A 21,884-nucleotide genomic window follows, 5' to 3' on the forward strand; every position below is an offset into this window, starting at 1 on the left:
CTTAAGGGGTTGAATAGTCACCGGTAATTGATGGGGGTGACTATGAAACGTGCTGGCGTTCCTGACTGGACAGCCGCCTCCTGGCATGGGCGCCCACTCTGGCAGATCTTGGCCGACCGCGACATCGGGACGCTCTTCCAGTTCCTGAGCGCCCATGGCTATTCCCGGTCGATGATCGCGGGGCAGACCGGCCTCGGTGAGCACCGGGTGAGCGCTATCGCCAAGGGACGTCAGCGGGTCGAGGCTTACGCGGTGCTGGAGCGAATATGCGAGGGTCTTTGCATTCCGCGTGACCTGATGGGGCTAGGCCAATCGGCTCCTTCTGCTGACCCGCCGTGGGCCGTCGCCGTGTGCGGCAGCCGTCAGCCGGGCACTGACGAGCAAGTTATTGACAATGCGGTGGTCGCGCTCGCCACGTTGTTCCGGGAGGGCACCTGTGCGGTCCGTCACGGGCCCCGCGGGATCGGTATCGAGGTCGTAACCTACATTGGCAATCACTTTCGTCCCGTTCACTTAAGGCAGGCCGTGGGGATATTCGGGCACGCGAACGTGGTCCGTGACGTGGCCGCGGCGATCATCGTCGGCGGCGGGCAAGGCACGCACGACGAGGTCGACGCGGCGGTCCGCGACGGCATCCCCCTCATCCCGGTCGCTGCGTCGGGCGGGGCTGCGGCCCGCGCCTACACCCTGATGCAAGCCGATCCTCAAGCGCGCCGGGGGATCGACACCACGGCGTTGCAGGCGCTGCGGACCTGCTGTGAAGCGGCATCGATCGCGACCGCCGTGGGTCACGCTGTGGGTCAACATGTGCCCGCCGTGAAGCCGATGCTCAATTACCCCGGCGATGGGGTGGCCGCGAAAAGCGGACCCGCCCGAAGCGCCAGCGTCGCAAAGGGATACGAGGCTTCCTGGTGAGGCCTTATGTGCTGCTGAAATGTGCGATGTCGGTGGATGGCTATCTCGATGACGCCTCGCCGGACCGGCTGCTGCTTTCGGGCCCGGAAGACTTCGCCCGGGTCGACTTGGAACGTGCCGAGATGGACGCGATCCTGGTCGGCGCCACGACCATCCGCAAAGACAATCCGCGCCTGATGGTGCGGTCAGATCAGTTGCGGCAAGAGCGAATGGAGCGCGGGCTGCCCGAGACACCGGTCAAGGTCACCCTGACCGCTAGCGGCAACCTCGACCCAGCGCTGCCGTTCTTCACCACCGGCGATGCTCAAAAGATCGTCTACACCACCGATAGCGGGCTCGGCCTGGCTCAGCAGCGGCTGGGCAAGGTCGCCGACGTTGTCTCGTGCGGCGACCCGGTTGACCTGAGCGTCCTGCTGGAAGACCTGTTCAGCCGGGGGATCAGGCGGCTGATGGTGGAAGGCGGGGCCACCGTGCACACACAGTTCCTCACCGCGGGACTGGCTGACGAACTACAGCTGTCGGTCGCGCCGTTCTTTGTCGGCGACAGCCGGGCGGTGCGGTTCGTCGGGGATGGACACTTCCCGTTCAACGTTTCACGGCGCATGGTCCTCGCGGAAGTGGCGCAGCACGGTGACTGTGCGCTGCTACGTTACCTACTGCCATGACCGACGATCACTTCTGGATGCGCCGGGCGCTGGACTATTCGCACCTGTGCCCCCCTTCTCCTACCGCCTTCAGCGTCGGGGCGGTGATCGTGGCTGACGGTCAGGAGCTGGCTTACGGGTTCTCCCGTGAAGCCGACGACAAGGTGCACGCCGAGGAATCCGCGCTGTCGAAGCTGGGCGACGTGGATCTTTCGCACGCCGTGCTCTACTCCACTTTGGAACCGTGCTCACACCGCACCTCGCGGCCTAAACCGTGCGCTCAGCTGATCATCGAGGCGAAGATTCCGCGGGTGGTGTTCGCCTACCGGGAGCCTTCGCTTTTCGTGACCGGTGAAGGAGCGGAAATGCTGACCGACTCTGGCGTCTCAGTCACTGAACTTCCAGAGTTCGCGGCGGACGTTATTGAGATAAACTCGCATCTATGGTGATGGGGGTCCATAGTGGACCCCCATCATGGGCTGCCCCCGGCCGCCACCGGATGGGCATGCTGTGTTCCTAGGGAGACCAGCCTGCGGAGACGCACCTTCGCCTCTGGTCTCCCGTTGCTCATTCGAGCATCTCGGTCACCGTTCCCGCAGCCACCGTCCGGCCGCCCTCGCGCACCGCGAAGCCGAGCCCTTGATGCATGGCCACGGCCGCCCCTAGCTCGACGGTCAGTTCGGCGGTGTCACCCGGGTTGACCTTCGGCAGGTCACCGAGCCGCAGCGATCCCGGAACGTCGGTGGTCCGGAAGTAGAACTGCGGCCGGTACCGGTCGAAGAACGGCGACCGGCGCCCGCCTTCTTGCGCGGTCAGGGCGTAAAGCTGAGCACGGAACCGCCGATGTGGACGGACCGTCCCGGGCGCGGCGATGACCTGGCCCCGGCGGACCTGGCCCCGCTTGATCCCACGGAGCAGAATCGCGGCGTTGTCGCCGGCCTGCGCCTGCTCCATCGCCTTGCCAAACGTCTCCAGCCCGGTGACCACCGTCGACAGCGTCTCGCCCAGGCCCACGATCTCGACCGTCTGGCCGAGCGTGAGCACCCCGCGCTCAATCGCTCCCGTGACCACGGTGCCGCGGCCCGAGATCGTGAGGACGTTCTCGACCGGCATCAGGAACGGAGAGTCTACGTCGCGATGCGGCACTGGAAGGTAGCGGTCCACCGCGTCCAGAAGGTCCACAATGGACTGCTCCCACACTGGGTCGCCCTCGAGCGCCTTGAGCGCCGAGACCCGGATCACCGGAACGTCCGCTCCGGGGAAGCCGTACTCGGTCAACAGCTCCCGCACCTCAAGCTCGACGAGGTCGAGGAGCTCGGGGTCGGCAGCCGTGTCGGCCTTGTTCATCGCGACGACCAGGTAGGGCACGCCCACGCGGCGGGCGAGCAGCACGTGCTCGCGCGTTTGCGGCATCGATCCGTCCATGGCGGACACCACGAGGATCGCCCCGTCGACCTGCGCCGCGCCGGTGATCATGTTCTTGATGTAGTCGGCGTGACCGGGCATGTCGACGTGCGCGTAGTGCCTGCTGTCCGTCTCGTACTCCACGTGCGCGATGTTGATGGTGATGCCGCGCTTGATCTCCTCCGGCGCCCGGTCGATGCCATCGAAGGCGACGAACTGGTTGACGGCCGGAAGGCGCTCCGCGAGCACCTTCGTGATCGCCGCGGTGAGCGTGGTCTTGCCGTGGTCGACGTGACCCATGGTCCCGATGTTCAGATGTGGCTTGGTACGCAAAAACTGGCTCTTAGCCATGGTGAAGTCCTCAATTGCCGATGGAAGGGCAGAACTCATGCAACGACACCCAGCTCCCACGTTCTGCGGATAAGGGCGAACGGGAGCAGGGTCAGCTATCCAGCCGGGTCTGCGCAGGGCACACGGCGGCGGCACCGGGCAGGAAAACACCTGCTGGTGCGAGCAAGCCAGCCGTGAAGGACATGGCGTGCACCGTAAACAGGACGGGACGGCCCGCGCAACCGGATTTGGTAGCGTCACGCCATGCCAGCCCGTAACCCCTACGCGGCCCCACCACTGCCGCCGCGGACAAAGCCACCGGTTCACTGGCTGAAGGTGGTGCTGGTCACCGTTATCGCCAGCTGCTTCGCCTGCTTCGCTGGTCTGGCGGGCATCGCCTATTTGGGGACCATTGACGACAGCGGGCCTTCGTCGGCTTACCCGCCGCCGCAGGCGCAGCGCTCGCCGCAGGTGTTTCTCGTCGTGCCGGCCACTTTGGGCGAACGAACGATCTTTTCCCATGGCGAGTTCAGCCAAGGGCGCGAAGACCTTCGCCGTGTCTTCGACCGCGAGCCGCGCTTTCACACAACCGCGGCGATGCTCGCGTCCTATGACAAAGCCCCGGGCGGCCATCTGGTCGACATCGCGATGAGTCCCTACTGGCCCAAGGGGCATGAGTCACCGGCGACGGTGAGCCAGCTCCTCGGCCGCTATGCCGAGTTGCGCCCTGAAGCCAAGTGGCTGGCACAAGAGCCGGCATCGACGGGCACCTACGGCGGCGAAGCCAAATGCGGGCAGGTAGAGACAGCTGTGATCTGTGCGTGGGGCGACTCCGAATCGCTCGGGATGGTCTTGTTCCAAAACTCCACTTTGGATCAAGCGCTGAAGGAGTTCCCGTTGATCCGCGAGCAGATCGAACGCAGGAGCTGACGACTGGCGTGGCGTAGCGCCGCCCTGGTACAACCATGACCATGTGGCGCATCGGGCAGCTGTTGGTCTTCATCCTGTTAGGACTCGGGCTGGCCCGGTTGCTATCCGTTGACGTGACGGCGGTTTCGCACTCGCCGTGGTACCAGTACGGAGCGTTCCTGCTGCTCGGGATCGGTCTCTACGGTGCGACCAACGGCATCGACCTGCGGCAAGCCAAGCAGGACAAGAAGATCATCGTGCTGGCCGTCACGGTCGGCGTCGTGCTCAAGGCGCTGATCATCGGCGGCTCGCTGGCGTTGTTCTGGGACGATCCGCTGTTTCTGATCCTCGGTGTCGCTGTCGCGCAAATCGATCCGCTATCGGTGGCGGCGCTGATGGGCGACGGACGGCTCAGCACCCGTGCGCGGACCGTGCTGGCGGCTTGGTCGTCATTCGACGATCCGTTCACCGTCGTGTTGTCGATCTACGCCGCGGCGGTGGCCGTCAACACGTTCGGTCTCGGCAGCGGCGTGCCGACCGGAACCAGCCCGGCCCTGCTTTACGCGTGGGATCTCGCTGGCAACATAGCGCTGGCACTCGTAGCGTGGCTGATCTGGCGCCTAGAGGCCGTGCAGGATCGTGCTTGGCTGCAATACCTTCTGCTGCTGGCTTTCCTGGCGGTCAGTGTCGTGTTTGGACTGATGCTGGGCATCGCCATCATCGGGCTGTTCGCCCGGCCGCAAAAGCTGGAGCCGCTGATCCCGCGCATCACCACCGCTGCGATGTTTCTGGCCGCCATCGTGCTCGGGTTCCTGCTCATCGATGGCATCGAGTTTGGCAAGGGCATAGCCTTGGGCGCCATGGCTTATCTCGCTCAGGCGATCGTGGCCGTTCCGCTAGCGCGCAAGTTTCCCCCGCTTGACCGGTGGCATCTGGCTGCGGCACAGCAGAACGGCATCACGGCCATCATTTTGGCGCTGGCGCTGGAGATTCAGTTTGACGGCGTCGTCGCGGTCGTCGCGCCAGCCATCATTACCGCCAACGTGCTGCACTTCGTGGTGAACAAGGTGATCGACCTGAACGAGCGCAAGCTAGCTGGCGTCGCGGGGTCTTAACTCGTGCACATTGGACCCGCCGCCTTCACCCGGTGTGTGATCGGGGTGCCGGCCACGGTTGCTCTTGTTGCACTTGGGGCACAGGCGGTAGAAGTCTTCGGCCTCGGTCATGCCGAGCCGCACGCGGATCGCGTTGGCTAGTTCCGACAGCTTCCAGTCGGTGGGGTCAACCCGTGTCTGGTTCAGGGTCACGCCGACGAGGAAGCCCTCGGTGCTCAAGCCGTAGTAGTACGCCGCGCCCTGCTCCACGTCATAAACGATGCGCACCAGCGAGCCGGTGTGCAGTCCGGGGTAGGCGATGTCGTGGTGCTTGGTGATAAAACGCAGGTAGTGCCCCATCCGGATGTAGGTTTCGCGCCGGGCCGCCTTCGGTCCACGGGCGAATGAGGCCACCTTGGGGTCGTCGAAAAGGTCAACGTAGAACTGGCATTCCGCGTTCTCATCGAACATCGCCAGGTAGTGCAAGTCTTCGACGGCGAGGGCGTTGCGGGCCAGCTCGATGATGGGCTGGCGCATGACGGTCGTCTCGTGATCGGCCGTCTCCTGCCACAGCGCGACGGCGAGCTTGTTGTGCTCGACGATGCGCACGGCACTGATGTCGCGCGGCACCTTCATGTCAACTTCGGCTTCGGCCCGGCGACGCCTTTCCCGGACCAGGTAAAGCCCAGCGCCGATGAGCAGGAAGCCCAAAGTGGACGCCAAGGCGGTCAGGATCGAGGCGGTGCCATCGGGCCAGATCAGGCTGGTGAGATTGTCTTCGGCGAATACGGCGGCCAAACCCGCTGCGGCGAGCACGAAGCCGATCAGGATCGCGTAATAACCAATGATGCTCTGGACATACCAATCCTTGGCCCGCTGGCGCATCAGGAGCCCAAAGATCAGCATGACCCCGATCGTCCCGAGCAGGATCGCCGCCCGCCGCGGATCATAGGGCTCGCGCTTGACGAAGGCGATAGCGGCCTCAAACGGCAGGGGCAGCGCGAACATCGCGAACAGCAGTTTGGCGAATTCATTACGCTTCGACGGCAGGTCGGTCTCGGGCATGATGGCATCGTGCCATCGCTATCCGTCGTTCGCTACCCGCTTACGCCGTCCAAAGACGACGATCAGACACCCAGTCCGGCACGAAGGCCTGAGGCGATGGTCCGGCGGATCTCCGTGTCACTCAAGCCGGCCTGACGGGCCGCCGTGGTCAGATCTGTCCAAATGCGACGCTCGTCTAGGTATCCCTGGGCGGCGAGCTTGCCGAGCGAATAGGCGGCCCGGTTGAGCGCGTCGTTGCGGCCGCCCGGCTGATATTGCCCCGCAACGACTTTGGGCACCGGGGCGTCGAGAATGCTGCGAACAGCCCGCTCGACGGCACGTTCGGCGTACGGTCCCGGATCGATGATTTCCCGCGGTTCGCGCGGCGGCGGTGGCCGTAACAGTTCAAGTAGCGGGGCAGGGCACGGCGGGAGATAGCCGCGTGAGTAACGCGCCCAGTGATAGCGGCGGCCCGTGGGGTGCAACGACGGCGGCGCGATGATGGAACCGCCCGCGCCCCGCCAGTCGACCTGCGCCAGCATGCCCACCCGGTTGCCGAACCCGCTGGGCTGAAACCACAGGTGCCAGCCCGCCCCGGTGCGCACGACAGGTCCCGTGGGCAGATCGCCCAGCAGGTCGCGCAAGGCTTTGAGCCCGAGCGGACCGTCCACATCGCACACATCCATCACCTCGCCGGTCCGCAGGCCGATGTTGGCTTGCGGCCAGCGTTTCCACCAGCGGCGCACCTGTACCGGATCGCGGCTCGCCTCGTGCACGCCGTGGCGCAGGCGCGGATGTTTGCCCGGGTTATCGCAGTGCTCCGCTGAACAGGAGCAGCCGCCGTTGACCGGTGTGTGCAGTGGCATGACGGCGATGCCGCGCCGGGCGTAGCCCAGAGCGGCATCCATCAGTGCCTCGCTCACGCGCTCAACGCTAGCCGGAAAAGTCCTCGGCGCGCAGACGGAAAAGGTAGTGCTTTGCCAGCGGGTGCCCGGGCTCGATGCGTGGGTGCTCGAAGTCAGCTTCTGGATCGCGGGTCATGCCGAGGCGGTGCATGACCGCCTGGGAGCGCAGGTTTTGCGGCACGACCATGGCCACGATTTCCGTTAGCCCGGTCGCGAAACCATGAGTGGCGCTGGCGCGGGCGGCTTCGGTCGCGTAGCCGTGACCCCAGGCCGCGCGGGCCATGCGCCAGCCAATCTCGACGGCCGGGGCGAACGGCGCGTCAAACGGCACCCACTGGATTCCCGTGAACCCGATGAACTGCCCGGTCTCACGCACCTCCACCGCCCACAACCCGAAACCGTATTGCTCGAATCCGCTTTCGAACCGGTCGATCATCGCGTCGCTCTGCTCGCGGGTCAGCAGCGACGGAAAGTTAACCATGACTTCAGGATCGGCGTTGAGCGCCGCATAGGGCTCACGGTCGGTGTCTCGCCAGCGGCGCAGCAACAGCCTGGGGGTGGTGAGTTCAGTCATTGCCCCACTATGGCATGAATGGCTTGCAGCCCAGCCACCTCGGCACCGTCAAGCACCCGCTTGGCCGGGAAGTCAAGGCTGACCGCCCGCCCCGCTCTGGCGCTCCACAACTGCCCGCCGCGGGTGGCGGCTAGCCCATGTAACGGTCCTCCCGCGTCGAACGCGGATGCGGTGTCGGACAGGGTGTTGCCAGCGGCGACGTAGATCCGCCCGCCTGCCGTCGCGGCGGCGGACGCTTCGCCGGTCAGTGGTGCGAAAGTCTTGACCGACAACACATTGAGCGACTCCGGATTGATCCGGGCGACGGTTCCGTGCGCGGCACTGACCGCATAGAGCAGGCTGCTATCCGGTGCCAGGGCGAGGGTGTGCCCTTCCGGGGCCGACTCGCCAAATGGTTTGGGCAGATCGATGCAGACCGCCCAGCCGAAGTCCAGATGCAGGGCGTGAATGAAGGCGTGAACGTCGGGAGAACCCGGCCGCACGCCTAGCAATTCGCCCGTGTGCTGGTGTCCTTGCTGGTGCGTATAGAGCGTGAACAGGACGCCGTTGACCGGGTCGTAGACGGCTTTGCGGCCGCTGCCGCGCATCGTCTCCTCCGCGCCGGGCGGCACGGGCTGCTTGTCCTTGGTACTCAACGGGTGTACGGCACCGGTCGCGAGGTCGAGCACCCGCACGCGGTATAGCTCGGGCTGACGCGGCGGGATGTAGTCGAGCAGGTAAAGCCGCCCACCGTCGGGAGAGAACGCCTCGGGCTCGAAGTTGCCGGGCAGGCTGAAGTCTTTTCCGCTGCCAGCGATGCGGATCTTTGTCATCACGCGGCTGGCGGGGCGGTAGATGCCTTCGCCCGAGGGCCCTTCGACCAGAGCCACCTGATCGCTGCCGCTGACAGCACGTGGAGTCCAGGTGCCCGGCAGCGTGCGGCCCGCCGCCTGCCGCATCACGGGAAGGCTCCAGATGGCCAGCTGCTCGCCTTGAACCGCGGCGAGCCTGGTGAGCTCGGGGCCAACGGCGGCGGGAGCGGGCGGGACTTTCCACGCACCGGTCGCGGTGTCAAGTACCCCCAGGCCTTCTTTATGCAGCGCAAGGGCTAACACACCGTCCACTTTGGCCTGTGGCGGAGCCGTCTTGGCGTCGCACGCGGCAAGGACACCCGCGGCCGCCGACCACATGAGAAATTGCCTTCTACCCGTCATGCCAGCGACGAGTCCTCAGGCGGGCACCGGGTTCCCCGTCTAGGACACTTTGGCGAGCCAGGAGCGATAGACCGACGCGAACGGCTCCAGGCCGCTGGTGATGGCCTCAGTCAGCCACTTAGCCGTGGAGGTCGCCTGAGCGACGATGTTCTCTGGGTAGCCGTAGCGGACGGTGTGTTCAGCGAACTCGTCTTCGTCCATGAGCCGGACCGTCCCGCTGGCCCGGTCCCGGATCACATCGAGATCTAGGTCGATCATCGTGACCTCGGTCGGGGCGGGCCACTGCGGTGGGGTCGTGACGTCGCAGTAGATTTCCGAGCGGCGGGGTTCACCGTTGAACCAGGCCGTCCACCAGGCATCGTGGGGAAACAGGCCAACGTGGCTGTAGGCCAGCTCGATCGGGGGTTCGCTGCCACGCTGCATGATTCCCCCGGCGGGCATGCCGGTCCAGATGCCGTGCTCATCCTCGCCGAGGTAGCGCATGGGGAGGTGCCAGTGCAGAGCGCCATCGAACTTGCGGTATACCACTTGGACCTCACGCATACCGGCACGCTAGCTCACGCGGGGCGGTGGGGCGGATGGGGCGTTCGTTTACCTGGCTGTAAGCGGCGCGGGTTAAGGTTGGGCGCAACTAGGTGGGGATGAGGCATGACGCAAGCACACGACTGGCCCAGCAGCCCGGCCGCAGCATTGACGCTGCTGCTGGACGGGAACAAGCGATTCGTAGCGGGCGAGCGCCTGCACCCCAACCAGGACGCCGACTATCGCGCCTCCATAGCACCGGAGCAGAAGCCGTTCGCGGTGCTTTTCGGGTGCGCTGACTCCCGCCTGGCCGCCGAAATCATCTTTGACCGGGGTCTGGGTGACCTTTTCGTGGTACGAACCGCTGGTCACGTGGTCGGGGCGGAAATCCTGGGCAGCATCGAATACGCCATCTCGGTTCTGGACACGCCGCTGATCGCGGTGCTGGGGCACGACTCGTGTGGCGCGATTAACGCCACGCTCGAGGCACTGGAGCCGGGCCATGCCCCGAGCGGCTACATTCGCGACATCGTCGAGCGGGTCATGCTCAGCGTGCTGGCCGTGCGCGACGAGGCGTTAGCCGATCCCGAGGTCGCCGTGATGGAGCACATTCGCTACACCACTGAGCTGCTCGTCGAGCGGTCCGCGCTCATCGCGGACCGTCTCGCCGAAGGCAGGGTTGGTGTGGTCGGGCTGTCCTATCGCCTCGCCGAAGGCAGCGTGCGCCGGATCTCCGGGCACGGCGTCTGACCTAGACGCCGGGCGCGAAGTGCTTCAGCGCCACTTCGACGCCTCCTGCGACCTCCTCGGGCGCCGCGGTGCCCGAGGCAGCGACCGCCTCACCCCAGGCCCGCACGGAGCCGGCTGAGAACTCTTGCCGTTCCTGGGTGAGTTCTGCGGCGACCGGGTCTTCGGGGCTTTGCCCCCGGAGAAACTGCCCCAGCGCGAGGAGCCCGCCGTCCCAGCCCGGGCCGACCCACAGGGCACCGGCACCGCTCTGGGCGATGCTGATCGGCACGGTGTGCTCGATTTCGAGCAGCGTCTCCTCGGCGGAGGTTTCCGTCAGCCGCACTTCGACGATGCTTGTCTCGCCGCCGTAGGTCATCTTCAGCAGATGTGGCTTGCCGCACTTGAGGATGTCGCCGCTGGCGTTGCCTTCGACTTGGAACGACCCGCCTTCGCGCAGGTCGCCGGACACTGGGGCGAACCAGCGCTTGATGCGCTCCGGCGTGGTGATGGCGTCCCAGACGTCTTCGGCGGTGGCGGGATAGGACCGTCGCACCACGACGGTGACGCTCTCGCTGTCGCCTTCGCCGTGACGGCGGACGTCGCGGTGGATAGCGTTGATTTCGTTGATGAGGTCAATCATTTTGGGGCTTCTCTTCCTCTCTAAGCCGGCGTTCGCGCTTGCCCCGGGCGATCTCTGTGCTCAGCGCGTCGAAGCGCTGGTTCCAGAACCGCCGGAACTGGTTTAGCCAGGCGTCGATTTCCTCCAGTGCGTCAGCGCGCACCGCGTAAAGCCGGCGGGTGCCTTGCGCACGGACACTCGCGAAGCCGTTGTCGCGCAACACTTTCAGATGCTGTGACACGGCAGGCTGCGAGATGCCGAACTCCTGTTGGACGACCTCTGAGACAGCACCTGAACTGAGCTCGCCACCAGCGAGCAGCTCGAGGATTCTGCGCCGGACAGGGTCGCCGAGCACATCAAAGGCGTGCATATGCCCACTATTTCAGTCACAACCTATATAAGTCAAGACTAAAGTTCGAGTGAAAGCCCAGCTTTAGCCGCGCTCAGGGGGCCGTCGAAAGCCTCGGCTGCCGCCGCGAGAGGCAGCGCCGGGTCGGTGCCGGGCCAAAAGTGGGTCAGCATAAGGCTTCTCGCCCGCGCTGCCGTGGCCTGGCGGCCCGCTGTGTACGCGTCGGTGAGATAAGCGCGCGAATCTTCCGGCACGTCGCGCGCGTAAGTCGCCTCAGCGATGAGGAGATCCGCGTCACATGCCAGCCGGGCGACTTCGGGAGAGGGCCCACTGTCGCCGGTATAGGCAAGGACCGCGTTACCAGCGGTGAGACGCAAACCCGCATTTGGTACCCCAATGTGGCAGCAACGCCGTCTCCGCCTTGAAGGGGCCGATCTCGAACTTTCCGTTGCCGGGGACTTCCCGCAGATCAAGGGCGGCGTCCAGCATCCGCTGCCCGTCCAGGGAGAGCACCGCGTTCAGAGCGCCTGGAAGGGCGTAAACCGGCAGGGCAGTGGGCTGCTGCGAACCCAAGAACCGCGCCCTGAGCAGGGGGTTCAAGTCAGCGCAGTGGTCGGGGTGGCCGTGGCTGATGAAGACTGCGTCGAGACGGTCAGCTGTCGTTAGCTCGAACAGCCGTGGAACGGTCGCATAGCCTAAGTCGATGGCGAGCTGAAACCCTTGGTGCTCAAGCAGAAACCCGCTGCAGGCGGAGCCTGCCTCTGGCCACGCCCCGCAGGCGCCGAGAACCGTCAGCCGCACGCCGCCATGGTAGCCATACCCGCGGTACGCTGTGCTCGCCGGACCGCCGATGACAGGAGGATGGATGGCCGCGCCGCGGGCATACCATGCGCTCATGCACGGCGACCACGTTTGCCGGCCTGTCAGCGATTCCGGCCTTCGCCGTGTCATGGCTGTCGACTTCGCACAGCAAGGACTCTGGGCCAATGACCGGATCCTGTTTCTCACCGACGACCCGGGTCCCAGCGCCTTACGCGAGTTGCTCATTGTCGCGGTGCCCGCGGCGGAGAAGGCTATCAGCCAAGGGCAAATAGTCATTCAGGCGGCGCGCGATGTCTATTTGCGGCAGGGCGCGGGCTTCGATCCACAAGCGACACTTGACACCCTGATCGCGGCGATCGAGGGCGCCGTCGCCGATGGCTACCAAGGCCTGCGCATCGACGGCGACCTCACCTGGCTTGACGGGACGGGCCCAGACATCGGCGCTTTGAGCGAATATGAGCTGGGCGGCAACATGCCCGTGCTCACGATGCCGGTGCTCGGCATGTGCCACTACAACCCGAGTGTGTTCGAGGCGGGCCACTGGGCGCGGATCGAGTCGGCGCACCCGGGGCACTATCCGGATGGTGGCGCGCTCACGGGAATCCGGGCGATCTGGCGCGACCCGGGAGTGCTCACGCTGACCGGCACGGCTGACCTCGCCAACGCGGCGGCCTTCGCCAGCCTGCTGCGGGCGGTGCCACAGCGGCAATCGCTCGTGGTCGACGGCAGTCAGCTTGAGTTCGCTGACGCCCACGCGATGGGACGCCTGCTAGCGCTCAGCTCCCGCCAGCCCACGACGCTGCGTGTCCCCGGAGCGATCGCCAACTACCTCAATCTCCTTGGTGCCGCGAGCCTTCCGGCGCTCACGCTCGAAACCTGCTGATCCCTTGCAGCCCGGCCTTCGAAGCCCACGTGACCGTGCGAGCAGGCCGGACACGGGTGTCCGGTTAGGACGGCGAGCCGATGGGGTCAGCCAGTTCCGTGCGCTGACCGGGAACTTCACGGTCAGCCCAGCCTCGCGGCAGGATGCGCAGCTCCGCGATCGCTTTGGCTGCCGTCTGGGGTTCAGCGGCGGGATCGTTGGCTTTGGCGATCATCAGGTCCAGCAGGCCGACGACCTCAAGGAGCGTGCGCACGACCGGATGTGGCCGCAGCACGCGCATCGTGATGCCCTTGGCCGAGGCCGCGTTGTGTGAGGCGACGAGCACGGCGATGCCGGTCGAGTCGAGGAACGTGACGTCGGCCAGGTCGATGTCGATCCACGTCAGGCCCGGCTGGCTGATAGCGGCGTCAACAGCGTCACGCAAGAGCGGGGCTGTGTTCAGATCAACCTCACCGCTTGGCTTCACCAAGGCGAGCTCTTGCCGGAAATCTATGGCGCACGACAGGCTCATGCTCGCCTCCCCCTGGTCTCGATCACGTTAATGCGGCCATCAATGTAGAACGACTCAACAGCGTTCGCGTTACTCAGTTTGATCTACCTGCTTGAGAGGGTGAAGCGCGGGTCCCTGCAAGACTTCGCCATCGATGCCAAAGCGCGAGCCATGGCAAGGGCACTCCCACGTGCGCTCGACATCGTTGAAGCCCACGACACAGCCCATGTGGGTGCACGTCGCGGAGACAAGATGGACCGTTCCGTCGTCGTCGCGGAAGGCGGCACACTTGGTGCCGTTGTGCCGCAAGATGGCCGCGGTGCCGGGAGCCAGCTCCGAAACGGCAGGCACCGGGGAAGAGTGCAACCGGTCGCCGACGTAATGCCCAGCCACCGCCGCAGTGGTTTTGAGGAGGCGGCCGACTTCCCGGGTTGGGTGGAACCGTTGCGGGTCATACAGACTCGCCCACGGCTGCGGTTCGCCGGTGATCGCGCCAGCGAGCAGTTTTCCAGACATGACACCGTTGGTCATGCCCCAGCCGCCGAATCCCGTTGCCACCCAAAGATGGTCAGACAGCCTTCCCGTGAACGGAAGCCGGTCGGTGGTTTGAGGATCCTGCGCCGCCCAGCGGAACGCGATGTCCTTGACCCGGAAGCGATCCTGGGCCCATGTCGTGAGCGCGTCGAGGCGCTCTCGCGTTCCGGCAGTGCCCGGCGCGAAGTGCTCACCCGTGACGATGAGGAGGCGATGGTCAGCGTCATAAGGAGCGGTGCGCACGGAACGGGTGTTGTTTTCGGGAGTGATGTACATGCCCTGTGGATCGTCCGCATTGGCGATCACACCGGCGACGACGAACTCGCGGTGCGGGACGAGCCGCGGGAAAAGATTGGGGCGGTTGACAATGGGGTAGTTGGTGGCGATCACGACCTCGCCAGCGCTCACTGAGTACCCACTGATGGTTTTGGAAATGCTCTCCATGCGCGTGTTTTCGTAAATGGTGCCACCGGCTTTGACAATCGCGTCGGCGAGGCCGAGCAGATAGCGCCGCGGGTGAAACTGCGCCTGGTTGTCGACTCTGACCGCTCCGGCGACCGGGAACGGTAATCCTGTGGTGGTAACGAATTGCGCGTCCAGTCCCGCCGCGGCGGCCGCTTCGGCCTCCTTGCGCACGGCGTCGAGATGTTCGCCGGTCTCGGTGTAGGTGAACGCGGGCACGCGCTCGAAATCGCAGTCGATGCCGAGCTGAAGTGCTGTCGTGGCAACGTGTTCGATCGCGTCCCACTGCGCGGTGGCGTGCAGTCTGGCGTCTGCCGGGCCGAGTCCTGAATACAGCAGGCTATGCAGAGCGGTCAGTTTAGCGGTGGTGTAACCGGTGACCCCGGCGGCGATGCGGTCCGCTTCGAGGACCGTCACCTGAACTCCGGCGCGGGCCAGCTCCCAAGCGGTGCACAAGCCCGCGATCCCGCCGCCGATGATCGCGACATCAGTACTCAGATCGCGTTCCAGGGTAGGAAAGGAGCGAGCGGGCGCCGTGTGCATCCAGTAGGACTCCGACAGCATTGTCCCTACATTCCCCACTTGGGCGCCCGCTACACCTCACTTCTTGGTCAGCACCCAGGACAGGCCGGAGCCGTCGGTGCGGGTGATGGTCAGGGTCGAACCACCGCACTTGTATTTGCCCTTGCCGAACAGAGGGTCAACGTCGATCGCGCCGCCGGTCTGAGCGGCCCCCGGGCCCATGTAGTCAGTAAGCGGGACCTTGTCGAACACACGGGTCTTGAGCGGAGCCGTGATGTCCACGGTCAGCTTGACCTTGCTGTAGTCGATTTTGCCCACCGGCTCCCACGGTCCTTCCAGGGACGTGGTGTCAGCCGTGCGAACCTGCCCGCTGGTCGTTCCGAAGTAGACGAACGAACCCGCGACGTTGGCCCCGGCTGCCGACGCCGTGAAGGTCGTGGCCTGCATCGCGGAGAAGTCCACTTCCACGATGCCGTTGGGGCCGATGATGACGAGCACGCCGCTTCCGCCGGACAGGCTCGCGCTAGCCGAGGGAGTGCCGCTGGCCGTCGTGCTCGCTTTGCCCGACGCCGATTGAGAAACCCAGCTGCCGACCGCGCAGGCCGCCATGGGCCCGCCGATGCCAACCGTGTTGCTGGGGCTCACACTGGGACTCGCGCTGGGCGACGTGCCGGCGTTCGGCCCGCAGCCGGCGAGCAACGCCGCTATGAGGGGTGCCACAATCGTTTTTCGCATAGATAGACAGCTACCCCAGCACCTGTTAGCGAAACATGCGCCGCTAGGCGCCAGGGTCCAGTTCGTACACCCGGCGCGTCGCTGCGGTCAGGGCGCGCTGAGCGAAACGAAGCGCGTGCCGTGCCTGGTTGAGCTCCTCAGCGAGGGCGGCCCGGCGTTGCCGAAGCTCATGGAGTTCATCGTCTGCTTCAGACAGTGCCTGCGTTGCCTGCACCTCAGCGTCTTCCGCACGCCGCAGCTCGGCTTGAGCCGCGTCCTGGGACTGCTTGGCTTCGGCTAGCTCCGCTTCATGTTCGCGCCGGGCGCTGTCGGCCGCCTTGGGCTTCGTCCGCGGTTCACGGTCAGCGCTGTCGTCCTCGTCGGGCCCTGCCGCCAGGCCGAAGCCGTCGTAGGCGACCGTCTTGGTTAGACGTCCTGACTGGACGGTCTTGGCGACATCCTCGTCGGCGAGCGCGGCGTTCAGCGTCGCCTCGATCTCGAACAGCGGCAGGCTGGCCTTGCCCGCGAGCTTCTGCGCCTCGCTGACCAGGGATGAGACGAGTGTGCGGCGCTCCTGGGCAAGTTTGCGTAACTCCGCACCTTGCAGCTCACGCTGGGCGTCACGCAGCTTGCGGGACAGGTCGGCCAGCTGCTTGATCAGGGCGGGCTTGTTGATGGCGAGCAGGTTGACCGCCCAGGCTCCCATCGTTGGCTTGCGTAGTTTGCCGAGGTCAGCGGCTGCTTTGACGTCACCGCGGGCCTTCGCCTCGGCCACGGCGGCTGTCCGGGCCTCGGTGAACTGGGCCGGGTCGACGCCGTAAAGCCGGCGGGTGATCTCATCCACCAGACCATTGTGCTGCGGTTTGACGCTCTGTCACACCGGGTCTCTATTTTGTACCCATGTTCTTTTCCTGCCCGTTGTGCACGGGTGGCTCACGCGACGAGATCGCCGGACAGGTCGCCGAGCATGGGTGGCACCTGACGGCCGTGCTGCCCAGCAACGGCCGGCCTGGCTGGGCTTACTCGGTGGGCCTCTGGCACACGTTCCGCCACCCGGAAGTCGCGATCTTTGGATTGCCGCCGGGACGCAACGGGCTGGTCAACGTGGCCGCCGAGGTGGTCCGTGAGGGACGCCAGCTCACGCCCGGTGGGGTGCTTTCTGAGGTCCTTATTGGTTACCCAATGAGTCTGCGATTAGCCGATCCGGCCTGGAGTGAGCTGTTTCCAGGGCTGGCGGAGTTCTATTCCGCCAGCCCGGTCCCTGTCGTCCAGCTGGTGTGGCCCGACCAGGATGGCCGCTTCCCGTGGGACAGGGGTTTCGACGAGTGCTTCCGGGAAAGCCAGCCGCTGCTGTGGCTCGCCGCTGACGATCACCCACCCGGCGAGTGGCTGCGGGTGCTGCGGTCAGCGCAGGCTAGCCAACGGCAACGATGAGGCCCCGCAGTTCATAGCCGGAGATCTCTTCTTTGATGGAAACCCTTGGCTCGCTTACCATCCGGAGCCCGTCCAGCGCGAAGAGCTTGGTGAGGAAGATGTCCGCCTCGCGGATCGCGATGTGGGCACCGGGGCACTTGTGCGGGCCGTCGCCAAAGGAGAGTCCTTCGTTCACCGGGCGGGCCGGGCAGACGGTCAGCGGATCGTCCCCGGCGGCGGCGGGATCGACGTTGGCGACACTGACCGCGATGTCAACCAGTTCCCCAGCCGGGATCCTCACCTCACCGACTGTCAAGTCGGCTGTGGTGCGGCGCTTGAGATTGCCGACGACCGGTTCGAGGCGCAGCAGCTCGTGCAAGATGGCGAAACGGTCCGCCTCTTCGGCTTTGGTGTAGCGCTCACGCAGCTCGCCGTCGGTGAACAGGTGCCAGGCCACCACGTTGATGAACTCCCGCGTCGTGATCATGCCGGCAGCGGCGAAAGTCAGGCACTCGCCGAGGATCTCACTGTTCGTGCAGCCTTCATTGATCAGGTGTGAGATCAGATCGTCACGCCGCTCACGCCGTCTCGTGCGCACAGCCGGGCGGACGTCTCCTAAGTAGACAGACAACCACGAGAAGTTCTGGCGGAAGAACCAGTACAAGCCGCTGGGGCTGATGAATCCGGGCTTGCCGAACTTCTCCGGGAAGAAGCGCTCCAGCCGCTTGTCGGTGCCAGGCTTGCTATCCGTGAGACCGATGACCGCCTTAGCCACGTCAACGGCGACACGGAAGCTGAGTTCGGAAAGGTGTGCTTGGCCATCGCGGATCAGGCTGGCGATCTCGCGATCGGTGATGCTGTGCATCAAGGCCCGGTAATGTTCGTCCACTCGCCGCGGCGTGAAATAGCGTGCCGTCTGTTTGCGGTGCTCACGGTGCTCCGGCCCATCGCGGTAGAGCACCGGGCGGCGGATCTTCGCGGGAAGCTTCTCGACCGACTCGATCCCTAGCCCCGCCTGGCGCGTGTCCGTGCTGCGCAGCACCGCGCGCGCGGCGTCGTAATCCTTGACGTGCCAAACCCCGTCAGCGTCCCGTTGCACCGGGCAGACGGCGGTCTCGCCCCTGCTGATCTTGCGAGCGTTCGCCATCCGCTATTTGTAGCGTGCCCACCAGGCTTCCGCCTCCGCTGCAAGGTCGGACTTAGGCTCGGCCGGGACCCGGCTCATGGACGCGAGCCACTGTCCTAACAGGTCAGACACATAGGCCGCGTCCTGCGGGAGCACCGACGTGTGAGCGCTGAAATAGGCCAGCAATTTCCCCGCGGCCGGGGATGCCGCATCGCACTCGGGGCACAGCGGCACGCTTCGCTCGCCGATAGTGGCGGTCAGCCGTGGCTTGCCCGAGCACCGGGGACAAGGCTCTCCACCGGCCCGGACCTCGACTTTGTTCACCGGGAGACCTTATCGTGCCGCTACCAGGCCGTCGCTGACGCCTCTATGTTTCTGGCGGGTAACCGTGTCATCATGACCGCATGAGGCAGGGTGTGGATGTTTCGCCGTTCTCGCATGACGGCTCCAGCAGCGTCGGGGTGCTGGTGTGCCACGGGTTCACCGGGTCGCCACACAGCATGCGGCCCTGGGCGAAACACCTTGCGGCGCAAGGCTGGACGGTCAGTTTGCCGCTCCTGCCGGGGCACGGAACGCACTGGAGCGACGCCAATAAGACCACGTGGCGCGACTGGTATGGCACGATCGAAGCCGCCTTCACCGACCTAAAAGCCAAGTGCGACAAGGTTTTCGTGGTCGGCCTGTCCATGGGCGGCACGCTGGCGCTGCGCCTTGCCGAGACGCAGGGCCCGCTCGTGTCCGGCCTCGTGCTCGTCAACCCGGCCGTCATCATGATCCGCTGGGACACCAAGCTGCTGCCGGTGCTGGGAAAGGTGCTGCGCTCCGCGCCCGCGCTGGGCAACGACATCGCGCTGCAAGGTGTCGACGAGGGAGCCTACGACCGCACACCGGTGCGGGCCGCCGCCTCGCTGCGCCAGTTCCAAACGTTGGTACGCAAGGAGTTGCCCGCTATCACCCAGCCGGTGCTGCTCTACCACTCCCTCAACGACCACGTGGTCGAGCCGGTCAACAGCGAGATCATCCTGCAGCAGATCGGGTCGGCCAGCAAGACCGAGATCGTTTTGCAGGACAGCTATCACGTGGCCACGATGGACCATGACGCACAACGCATCTTCGACGGCAGTGTCGAGTTCATCAACAAGTTGTCGGCCGACTGAGATTCATCTATATTGATCCTCCAATACCACTGGGTGCGGGTGGTCAGTCCCTGACCCATGTGGAGGATCCGTGCGAACCACGAAACGCGCGCTGCTGCTCGCGGCAGCCGTCACACTCCTCACCGGCGTGCTCACCCCAGCACACGCCGCACCCTCTCCCATCGCCTTCGCCCATGGCCTCGGGGCGGACCGTTCCGGCGGCTTCTACCGCGACGGCAACGGCGCGCTCATCGTCAACGTCACCGACGCCGCCGGGCTTGAGTCCGCTCGCGCCGCTGGCCTCAGCGCCAAGCTCGTGCGGCACAGTCTGCGCGCTCTAAACTCCTTGAAAGACAAACACGATCCGGGCGTACGCGGCACCGCCTGGTCGATCGACGTCGCCACCAACGAGATCGTGGTCGAGGCGGATTCCACCGTGTCGGCCGCTGATCTGGGGCGCTTGGCAACGGCCGTGTCCGCTAGCGGCGCTGCCCGGCTGGAGCGACTGTCAGGCACGCTGCAGCCCACGATCACCGGAGGCGATGCCATCTACGGCGGCGGCTACCGGTGTTCACTGGGCTTCAACGTGCGCAGTGGCAGCACGTACTACTTCCTGACCGCGGGACACTGTGGCAAGGTCGCGCCGGCCTGGTACACGTCGGCTAACCAAACGACGAAGCTCGGTGACACGACCAACGCCAGCTTCCCGGGCAACGATTACGCGCTGGTGCGCTACACCAACACGTCGATCACGATCGACGGTGGCGTTGGCGGGCAAGACATCGCGTCAGCCGCGGATGCTTATGTGGGCGAATCAGTGCGCCGTCGCGGGTCCACCACCGGCACCCGTTCCGGCACCGTCACCGGTCTAAACGCGACAGTCCACTACTCCAGCGGCGGCACCGTCAAGGGCATGATCCGCACCAACGTCTGCGCCGAGCCGGGCGACTCCGGCGGACCGCTCTATGACGGCAGCATCGCCCTCGGCTTGACGTCAGGCGGAAGCGGCAACTGCAGCAGCGGCGGCACGACCTTCTTCCAGCCGGTAACCGAGGCGCTCAGCAAATACCACGTGAGCGTCTTCTAGAAGCTCCTCTCCCTCCGGCAGGGCGCCCCCCAACCCCCAGGCGCCCTGCCCCCCTTTGTCTGCCTGCCGTTGTGGCCGTGCGCCTGCCGTTGTGGCCGTGCGCCAGCCGACCTAGTCGTGATCCACATCCCCCAAGGTGATCCACATCCCTTCGGACGTGATCGACTGGGCATTTGATCACGTCTCAACGGATGTCGATCACGTATGGGGATGTGGATCACGACTAAGCGTGCGGACGGAAAGGGCCAGCGACGCAGGACTAGCGGGAGGCGAGGTAAGGCGCGGGGGAGGTGATGATGGCGCTGGTGACGGTGCGGGCCGCGCCGATGATGGCCGCGTCGGCTCCTAGCGCGGATGGCCGAACCTCCAATGTGGACCACCGTGACGTCAGAACACGTTGCTGGAGTTCGTGTTCGATCGCGGGGGATAGCCATGGGGCCAGCGGTGCGAGGTGGCTGCCGAGGACCACGCACGGGAGGTCGAGCAAGTTCACGGCGCTGGACAGCGCGACACCCAAGGCGGTGCCAGCCTGAGCTAGCGCGGCAAGGACAGGCGGTGAGCCCTCGGCGGCGGCGCGCGGCAAGTCGGCGGACGGCAAACCAGAAAGTGACCGGATCGCGTCCTCACCGGCATATTGCTCCAGGCAGCCTCGCGAACCACAAGTGCAGTCAGGCCCAGCGGGATCCACGGTCACGTGGCCGAGTTCGCCGGCCCAGCCCTGCGTACCGGTGAATAATTGTCCATTGACGACAAGGCCGGCGCCGATGCCGATCTCACCCGAGACGTAGACGAAGCTGGACGGCTCGCTCCCGGGAAGGGCGTGTAGCTCGCCAAGGGCCGCGAGGTTGGCTTCGTTGCCACCGCTTAGGGGCACGCCGTCGATGTGGGCGGGGATCGGTGTTTCCGTCCAGCCAAGGTTCGGGGCGATGCGAACGGTTTGCTCGCTGACGAGGCCGGGCAGGGCCACCGTGGCACCGGCGATCGACAAACCTTGCGCGACAGCGGCTTTGTGCGCGGCGCGGGCGAGGGCGCCAAGGCCGGACCACGTCTGCGACGGGGTCCGTCCTCTTTGATCGGCCGTCAAGTGCGCTCGGTGCCTGACGTTGCCCGCGAGGTCGAGCACGCAGACCGCCAGATAGTCGACGTTGATTTCCATCCCTAGCCCGGCCGGCGTCGCGCCACTGAGCACGACTCCCGTCGCTGGGCGGCCGGCGCCGTTGGGCGGTGGCGGCGAGACCTCGGTGACGAGTCCGCCGGCGATGAGTTCGTCAACGATCGCCGAAACGGTGGCCCGGGTCAGCCCGCTCTGTGCCGCGATGGCCGCCCGTGACAAGGGCGCATTCCGGGCGACAAGGCGCATGACGACAGCCAGATTGTGCTCACGAAGACTGCGTTGCCGCGCGGGAAGATCCATAGCTTGACAAGGCTACACCATATTAGTTCAATGGCTAAACAAATACCGCA

The 21,884-nt window shown here is 65.6% G+C and carries 27 protein-coding genes; 10 read left to right on the plus strand and 17 right to left on the minus strand.

What is annotated here, in order from left to right; translation table 11 throughout:
* Positions 1-42: 42 nt before the first annotated feature.
* Genes A3E1_RS44280 through A3E1_RS0101285 form a run of 3 tightly spaced genes read left to right on the plus strand, consistent with a single transcriptional unit; the run spans position 43 to position 2,008 of the window.
* The gene (locus A3E1_RS44280; protein ID WP_020518933.1) at positions 43-915 is read left to right on the plus strand and encodes a helix-turn-helix domain-containing protein; all 873 of its coding nucleotides are present in this window, start codon (positions 43-45) and stop codon (positions 913-915) included.
* Positions 912-1,580, plus strand: coding sequence for a RibD family protein (locus tag A3E1_RS0101280; RefSeq protein WP_281167348.1), 669 nt, complete (start codon positions 912-914; stop codon positions 1,578-1,580). The genes A3E1_RS44280 and A3E1_RS0101280 overlap by 4 nt, the downstream gene beginning before the upstream one ends.
* A complete protein-coding gene (locus A3E1_RS0101285) occupies positions 1,577-2,008 on the plus strand; it encodes a deaminase (protein ID WP_020518935.1) in 432 nt (143 codons plus the stop codon). The genes A3E1_RS0101280 and A3E1_RS0101285 overlap by 4 nt, the downstream gene beginning before the upstream one ends.
* 118 nt (positions 2,009-2,126) lie before the next feature.
* Here A3E1_RS0101285 and tuf read toward each other — a convergent pair whose 3' ends face one another.
* Complete coding sequence (tuf, locus tag A3E1_RS0101290) at positions 2,127-3,314, minus strand: elongation factor Tu (RefSeq protein WP_020518936.1); 1,188 nt, start codon at positions 3,312-3,314, stop codon at positions 2,127-2,129.
* Between the two features lie 243 nt (positions 3,315-3,557).
* On the opposite strand from tuf, the gene A3E1_RS0101295 reads away from it, so the two are divergent.
* Both A3E1_RS0101295 and A3E1_RS38285 read left to right on the plus strand, forming a co-directional pair.
* Positions 3,558-4,223, plus strand: coding sequence for a hypothetical protein (locus tag A3E1_RS0101295; protein WP_020518937.1), 666 nt, complete (start codon positions 3,558-3,560; stop codon positions 4,221-4,223).
* A 35-nt stretch (positions 4,224-4,258) separates the two neighbouring features.
* Positions 4,259-5,317, plus strand: coding sequence for a cation:proton antiporter domain-containing protein (locus A3E1_RS38285; protein WP_020518938.1), 1,059 nt, complete (start codon positions 4,259-4,261; stop codon positions 5,315-5,317).
* Here the strand turns inward: A3E1_RS38285 and A3E1_RS0101305 are convergent.
* The 5 genes from A3E1_RS0101305 to A3E1_RS0101325 form a co-directional block, all read right to left on the minus strand.
* Entirely contained in the window at positions 5,294-6,361 is a 1,068-nt protein-coding gene (locus A3E1_RS0101305; protein WP_020518939.1) for a hypothetical protein, read from the minus strand. The genes A3E1_RS38285 and A3E1_RS0101305 overlap by 24 nt on opposite strands.
* A 62-nt stretch (positions 6,362-6,423) precedes the next feature.
* Entirely contained in the window at positions 6,424-7,263 is an 840-nt protein-coding gene (locus A3E1_RS0101310; RefSeq protein WP_020518940.1) for a bifunctional DNA primase/polymerase, read from the minus strand.
* 10 nt (positions 7,264-7,273) lie between these two features.
* A complete protein-coding gene (locus A3E1_RS0101315) occupies positions 7,274-7,819 on the minus strand; it encodes a GNAT family N-acetyltransferase (RefSeq protein ID WP_020518941.1) in 546 nt (181 codons plus the stop codon).
* Entirely contained in the window at positions 7,816-9,012 is a 1,197-nt protein-coding gene (locus A3E1_RS38290; protein WP_157631244.1) for an NHL repeat-containing protein, read from the minus strand. Before A3E1_RS38290 ends, A3E1_RS0101315 begins: the two co-directional genes overlap by 4 nt.
* 39 nt (positions 9,013-9,051) lie before the next feature.
* A complete protein-coding gene (locus tag A3E1_RS0101325; protein ID WP_026207969.1) occupies positions 9,052-9,555 on the minus strand; it encodes a DUF402 domain-containing protein in 504 nt (167 codons plus the stop codon).
* Between the two features lie 105 nt (positions 9,556-9,660).
* Between A3E1_RS0101325 and A3E1_RS0101330 the strand changes: the two genes are divergently transcribed.
* The gene (locus tag A3E1_RS0101330) at positions 9,661-10,284 is read left to right on the plus strand and encodes a carbonic anhydrase (protein ID WP_020518944.1); all 624 of its coding nucleotides are present in this window, start codon (positions 9,661-9,663) and stop codon (positions 10,282-10,284) included.
* A gap of 1 nt (position 10,285) precedes the next feature.
* Here the strand turns inward: A3E1_RS0101330 and A3E1_RS0101335 are convergent, their stop codons facing one another.
* Genes A3E1_RS0101335 through A3E1_RS48995 form a run of 4 tightly spaced genes read right to left on the minus strand, consistent with a single transcriptional unit; the run spans position 10,286 to position 12,032 of the window.
* Entirely contained in the window at positions 10,286-10,903 is a 618-nt protein-coding gene (locus tag A3E1_RS0101335) for an SRPBCC family protein (RefSeq protein ID WP_020518945.1), read from the minus strand.
* On the minus strand, positions 10,896-11,252 hold the full coding sequence (locus A3E1_RS0101340; RefSeq protein WP_020518946.1) for an ArsR/SmtB family transcription factor: 357 nt from the start codon (positions 11,250-11,252) through the stop codon (positions 10,896-10,898). Before A3E1_RS0101340 ends, A3E1_RS0101335 begins: the two co-directional genes overlap by 8 nt.
* Positions 11,253-11,290: 38 nt before the next feature.
* The gene (locus tag A3E1_RS48990) at positions 11,291-11,608 is read right to left on the minus strand and encodes an MBL fold metallo-hydrolase (protein ID WP_211215836.1); all 318 of its coding nucleotides are present in this window, start codon (positions 11,606-11,608) and stop codon (positions 11,291-11,293) included.
* Positions 11,589-12,032, minus strand: a complete 444-nt coding sequence (locus A3E1_RS48995; RefSeq protein WP_211215837.1) for an MBL fold metallo-hydrolase — start codon at positions 12,030-12,032, stop codon at positions 11,589-11,591. The genes A3E1_RS48990 and A3E1_RS48995 overlap by 20 nt, the downstream gene beginning before the upstream one ends.
* A gap of 94 nt (positions 12,033-12,126) precedes the next feature.
* Here A3E1_RS48995 and A3E1_RS0101350 point away from each other — a divergent pair, with 94 nt between their 5' ends.
* Positions 12,127-12,936 carry an MEDS domain-containing protein gene (locus A3E1_RS0101350; protein ID WP_020518947.1) on the plus strand — a complete coding sequence of 270 codons (810 nt, stop codon included), beginning with the start codon at positions 12,127-12,129 and terminating at the stop codon, positions 12,934-12,936.
* A 64-nt stretch (positions 12,937-13,000) separates the two neighbouring features.
* Here A3E1_RS0101350 and A3E1_RS44285 read toward each other — a convergent pair whose 3' ends face one another.
* The 4 genes from A3E1_RS44285 to A3E1_RS38305 form a co-directional block, all read right to left on the minus strand.
* Positions 13,001-13,447 (minus strand): STAS domain-containing protein, encoded by a 447-nt coding sequence (locus A3E1_RS44285; protein WP_020518948.1) that lies wholly within the window; start codon positions 13,445-13,447, stop codon positions 13,001-13,003.
* A gap of 69 nt (positions 13,448-13,516) precedes the next feature.
* Positions 13,517-14,986, minus strand: coding sequence for an FAD-dependent oxidoreductase (locus A3E1_RS0101360; protein WP_020518949.1), 1,470 nt, complete (start codon positions 14,984-14,986; stop codon positions 13,517-13,519).
* A gap of 36 nt (positions 14,987-15,022) precedes the next feature.
* Positions 15,023-15,679 (minus strand): hypothetical protein, encoded by a 657-nt coding sequence (locus A3E1_RS0101365; RefSeq protein ID WP_020518950.1) that lies wholly within the window; start codon positions 15,677-15,679, stop codon positions 15,023-15,025.
* 43 nt (positions 15,680-15,722) lie between these two features.
* The gene (locus A3E1_RS38305) at positions 15,723-16,502 is read right to left on the minus strand and encodes a hypothetical protein (protein ID WP_020518951.1); all 780 of its coding nucleotides are present in this window, start codon (positions 16,500-16,502) and stop codon (positions 15,723-15,725) included.
* 56 nt (positions 16,503-16,558) lie between these two features.
* Between A3E1_RS38305 and A3E1_RS38310 the strand changes: the two genes are divergently transcribed.
* On the plus strand, positions 16,559-17,092 hold the full coding sequence (locus A3E1_RS38310) for a DUF4262 domain-containing protein (protein ID WP_020518952.1): 534 nt from the start codon (positions 16,559-16,561) through the stop codon (positions 17,090-17,092).
* Here A3E1_RS38310 and A3E1_RS0101380 read toward each other — a convergent pair.
* On the minus strand, positions 17,073-18,218 hold the full coding sequence (locus A3E1_RS0101380; protein WP_020518953.1) for a cytochrome P450: 1,146 nt from the start codon (positions 18,216-18,218) through the stop codon (positions 17,073-17,075). The genes A3E1_RS38310 and A3E1_RS0101380 overlap by 20 nt on opposite strands.
* Positions 18,219-18,221: 3 nt before the next feature.
* Positions 18,222-18,521 (minus strand): DUF6300 family protein, encoded by a 300-nt coding sequence (locus tag A3E1_RS0101385; protein ID WP_020518954.1) that lies wholly within the window; start codon positions 18,519-18,521, stop codon positions 18,222-18,224.
* 80 nt (positions 18,522-18,601) lie between these two features.
* On the opposite strand from A3E1_RS0101385, the gene A3E1_RS0101390 reads away from it, so the two are divergent.
* A complete protein-coding gene (locus A3E1_RS0101390; RefSeq protein WP_040390310.1) occupies positions 18,602-19,354 on the plus strand; it encodes an alpha/beta hydrolase in 753 nt (250 codons plus the stop codon).
* 70 nt (positions 19,355-19,424) lie between these two features.
* Complete coding sequence (locus A3E1_RS0101395) at positions 19,425-20,420, plus strand: S1 family peptidase (protein ID WP_020518956.1); 996 nt, start codon at positions 19,425-19,427, stop codon at positions 20,418-20,420.
* 259 nt (positions 20,421-20,679) lie between these two features.
* Here the strand turns inward: A3E1_RS0101395 and A3E1_RS0101400 are convergent, their stop codons facing one another.
* Positions 20,680-21,834: an ROK family transcriptional regulator gene (locus A3E1_RS0101400; protein ID WP_020518957.1), complete on the minus strand. Its 1,155-nt coding sequence runs from the start codon at positions 21,832-21,834 to the stop codon at positions 20,680-20,682.
* Positions 21,835-21,884 lie beyond the last annotated feature (50 nt).

It is taken from the genome of Catelliglobosispora koreensis DSM 44566, assembly GCF_000379685.1.
GTDB lineage: Bacteria > Actinomycetota > Actinomycetes > Mycobacteriales > Micromonosporaceae > Catelliglobosispora > Catelliglobosispora koreensis.

What these genes read in the sequence shown, in the direction of transcription:
- A3E1_RS0101380 (WP_020518953.1), bottom strand. Translation starts at nt 18,218, where the DNA reads ATGGCGAACGCTCGCAAGATCAGCAGGGGCGAGACCGCCGTCTGCCCG.
- A3E1_RS44285 (WP_020518948.1), bottom strand. Translation starts at nt 13,447, where the DNA reads ATGAGCCTGTCGTGCGCCATAGATTTCCGGCAAGAGCTCGCCTTGGTG.
- A3E1_RS0101335 (WP_020518945.1), bottom strand. Translation starts at nt 10,903, where the DNA reads ATGATTGACCTCATCAACGAAATCAACGCTATCCACCGCGACGTCCGC.
- A3E1_RS0101295 (WP_020518937.1), top strand. Translation starts at nt 3,558, where the DNA reads ATGCCAGCCCGTAACCCCTACGCGGCCCCACCACTGCCGCCGCGGACA.
- A3E1_RS0101390 (WP_040390310.1), top strand. Translation starts at nt 18,602, where the DNA reads ATGAGGCAGGGTGTGGATGTTTCGCCGTTCTCGCATGACGGCTCCAGC.
- A3E1_RS44280 (WP_020518933.1), top strand. Translation starts at nt 43, where the DNA reads ATGAAACGTGCTGGCGTTCCTGACTGGACAGCCGCCTCCTGGCATGGG.
- A3E1_RS38290 (WP_157631244.1), bottom strand. Translation starts at nt 9,012, where the DNA reads ATGACGGGTAGAAGGCAATTTCTCATGTGGTCGGCGGCCGCGGGTGTC.
- A3E1_RS0101365 (WP_020518950.1), bottom strand. Translation starts at nt 15,679, where the DNA reads ATGCGAAAAACGATTGTGGCACCCCTCATAGCGGCGTTGCTCGCCGGC.
- tuf (WP_020518936.1), bottom strand. Translation starts at nt 3,314, where the DNA reads ATGGCTAAGAGCCAGTTTTTGCGTACCAAGCCACATCTGAACATCGGG.
- A3E1_RS0101400 (WP_020518957.1), bottom strand. Translation starts at nt 21,834, where the DNA reads ATGGATCTTCCCGCGCGGCAACGCAGTCTTCGTGAGCACAATCTGGCT.
- A3E1_RS38285 (WP_020518938.1), top strand. Translation starts at nt 4,259, where the DNA reads ATGACCATGTGGCGCATCGGGCAGCTGTTGGTCTTCATCCTGTTAGGA.
- A3E1_RS0101285 (WP_020518935.1), top strand. Translation starts at nt 1,577, where the DNA reads ATGACCGACGATCACTTCTGGATGCGCCGGGCGCTGGACTATTCGCAC.
- A3E1_RS0101325 (WP_026207969.1), bottom strand. Translation starts at nt 9,555, where the DNA reads ATGCGTGAGGTCCAAGTGGTATACCGCAAGTTCGATGGCGCTCTGCAC.
- A3E1_RS0101340 (WP_020518946.1), bottom strand. Translation starts at nt 11,252, where the DNA reads ATGCACGCCTTTGATGTGCTCGGCGACCCTGTCCGGCGCAGAATCCTC.
- A3E1_RS0101330 (WP_020518944.1), top strand. Translation starts at nt 9,661, where the DNA reads ATGACGCAAGCACACGACTGGCCCAGCAGCCCGGCCGCAGCATTGACG.
- A3E1_RS38310 (WP_020518952.1), top strand. Translation starts at nt 16,559, where the DNA reads ATGTTCTTTTCCTGCCCGTTGTGCACGGGTGGCTCACGCGACGAGATC.
- A3E1_RS0101315 (WP_020518941.1), bottom strand. Translation starts at nt 7,819, where the DNA reads ATGACTGAACTCACCACCCCCAGGCTGTTGCTGCGCCGCTGGCGAGAC.
- A3E1_RS0101305 (WP_020518939.1), bottom strand. Translation starts at nt 6,361, where the DNA reads ATGCCCGAGACCGACCTGCCGTCGAAGCGTAATGAATTCGCCAAACTG.
- A3E1_RS0101350 (WP_020518947.1), top strand. Translation starts at nt 12,127, where the DNA reads ATGCACGGCGACCACGTTTGCCGGCCTGTCAGCGATTCCGGCCTTCGC.
- A3E1_RS0101360 (WP_020518949.1), bottom strand. Translation starts at nt 14,986, where the DNA reads ATGCTGTCGGAGTCCTACTGGATGCACACGGCGCCCGCTCGCTCCTTT.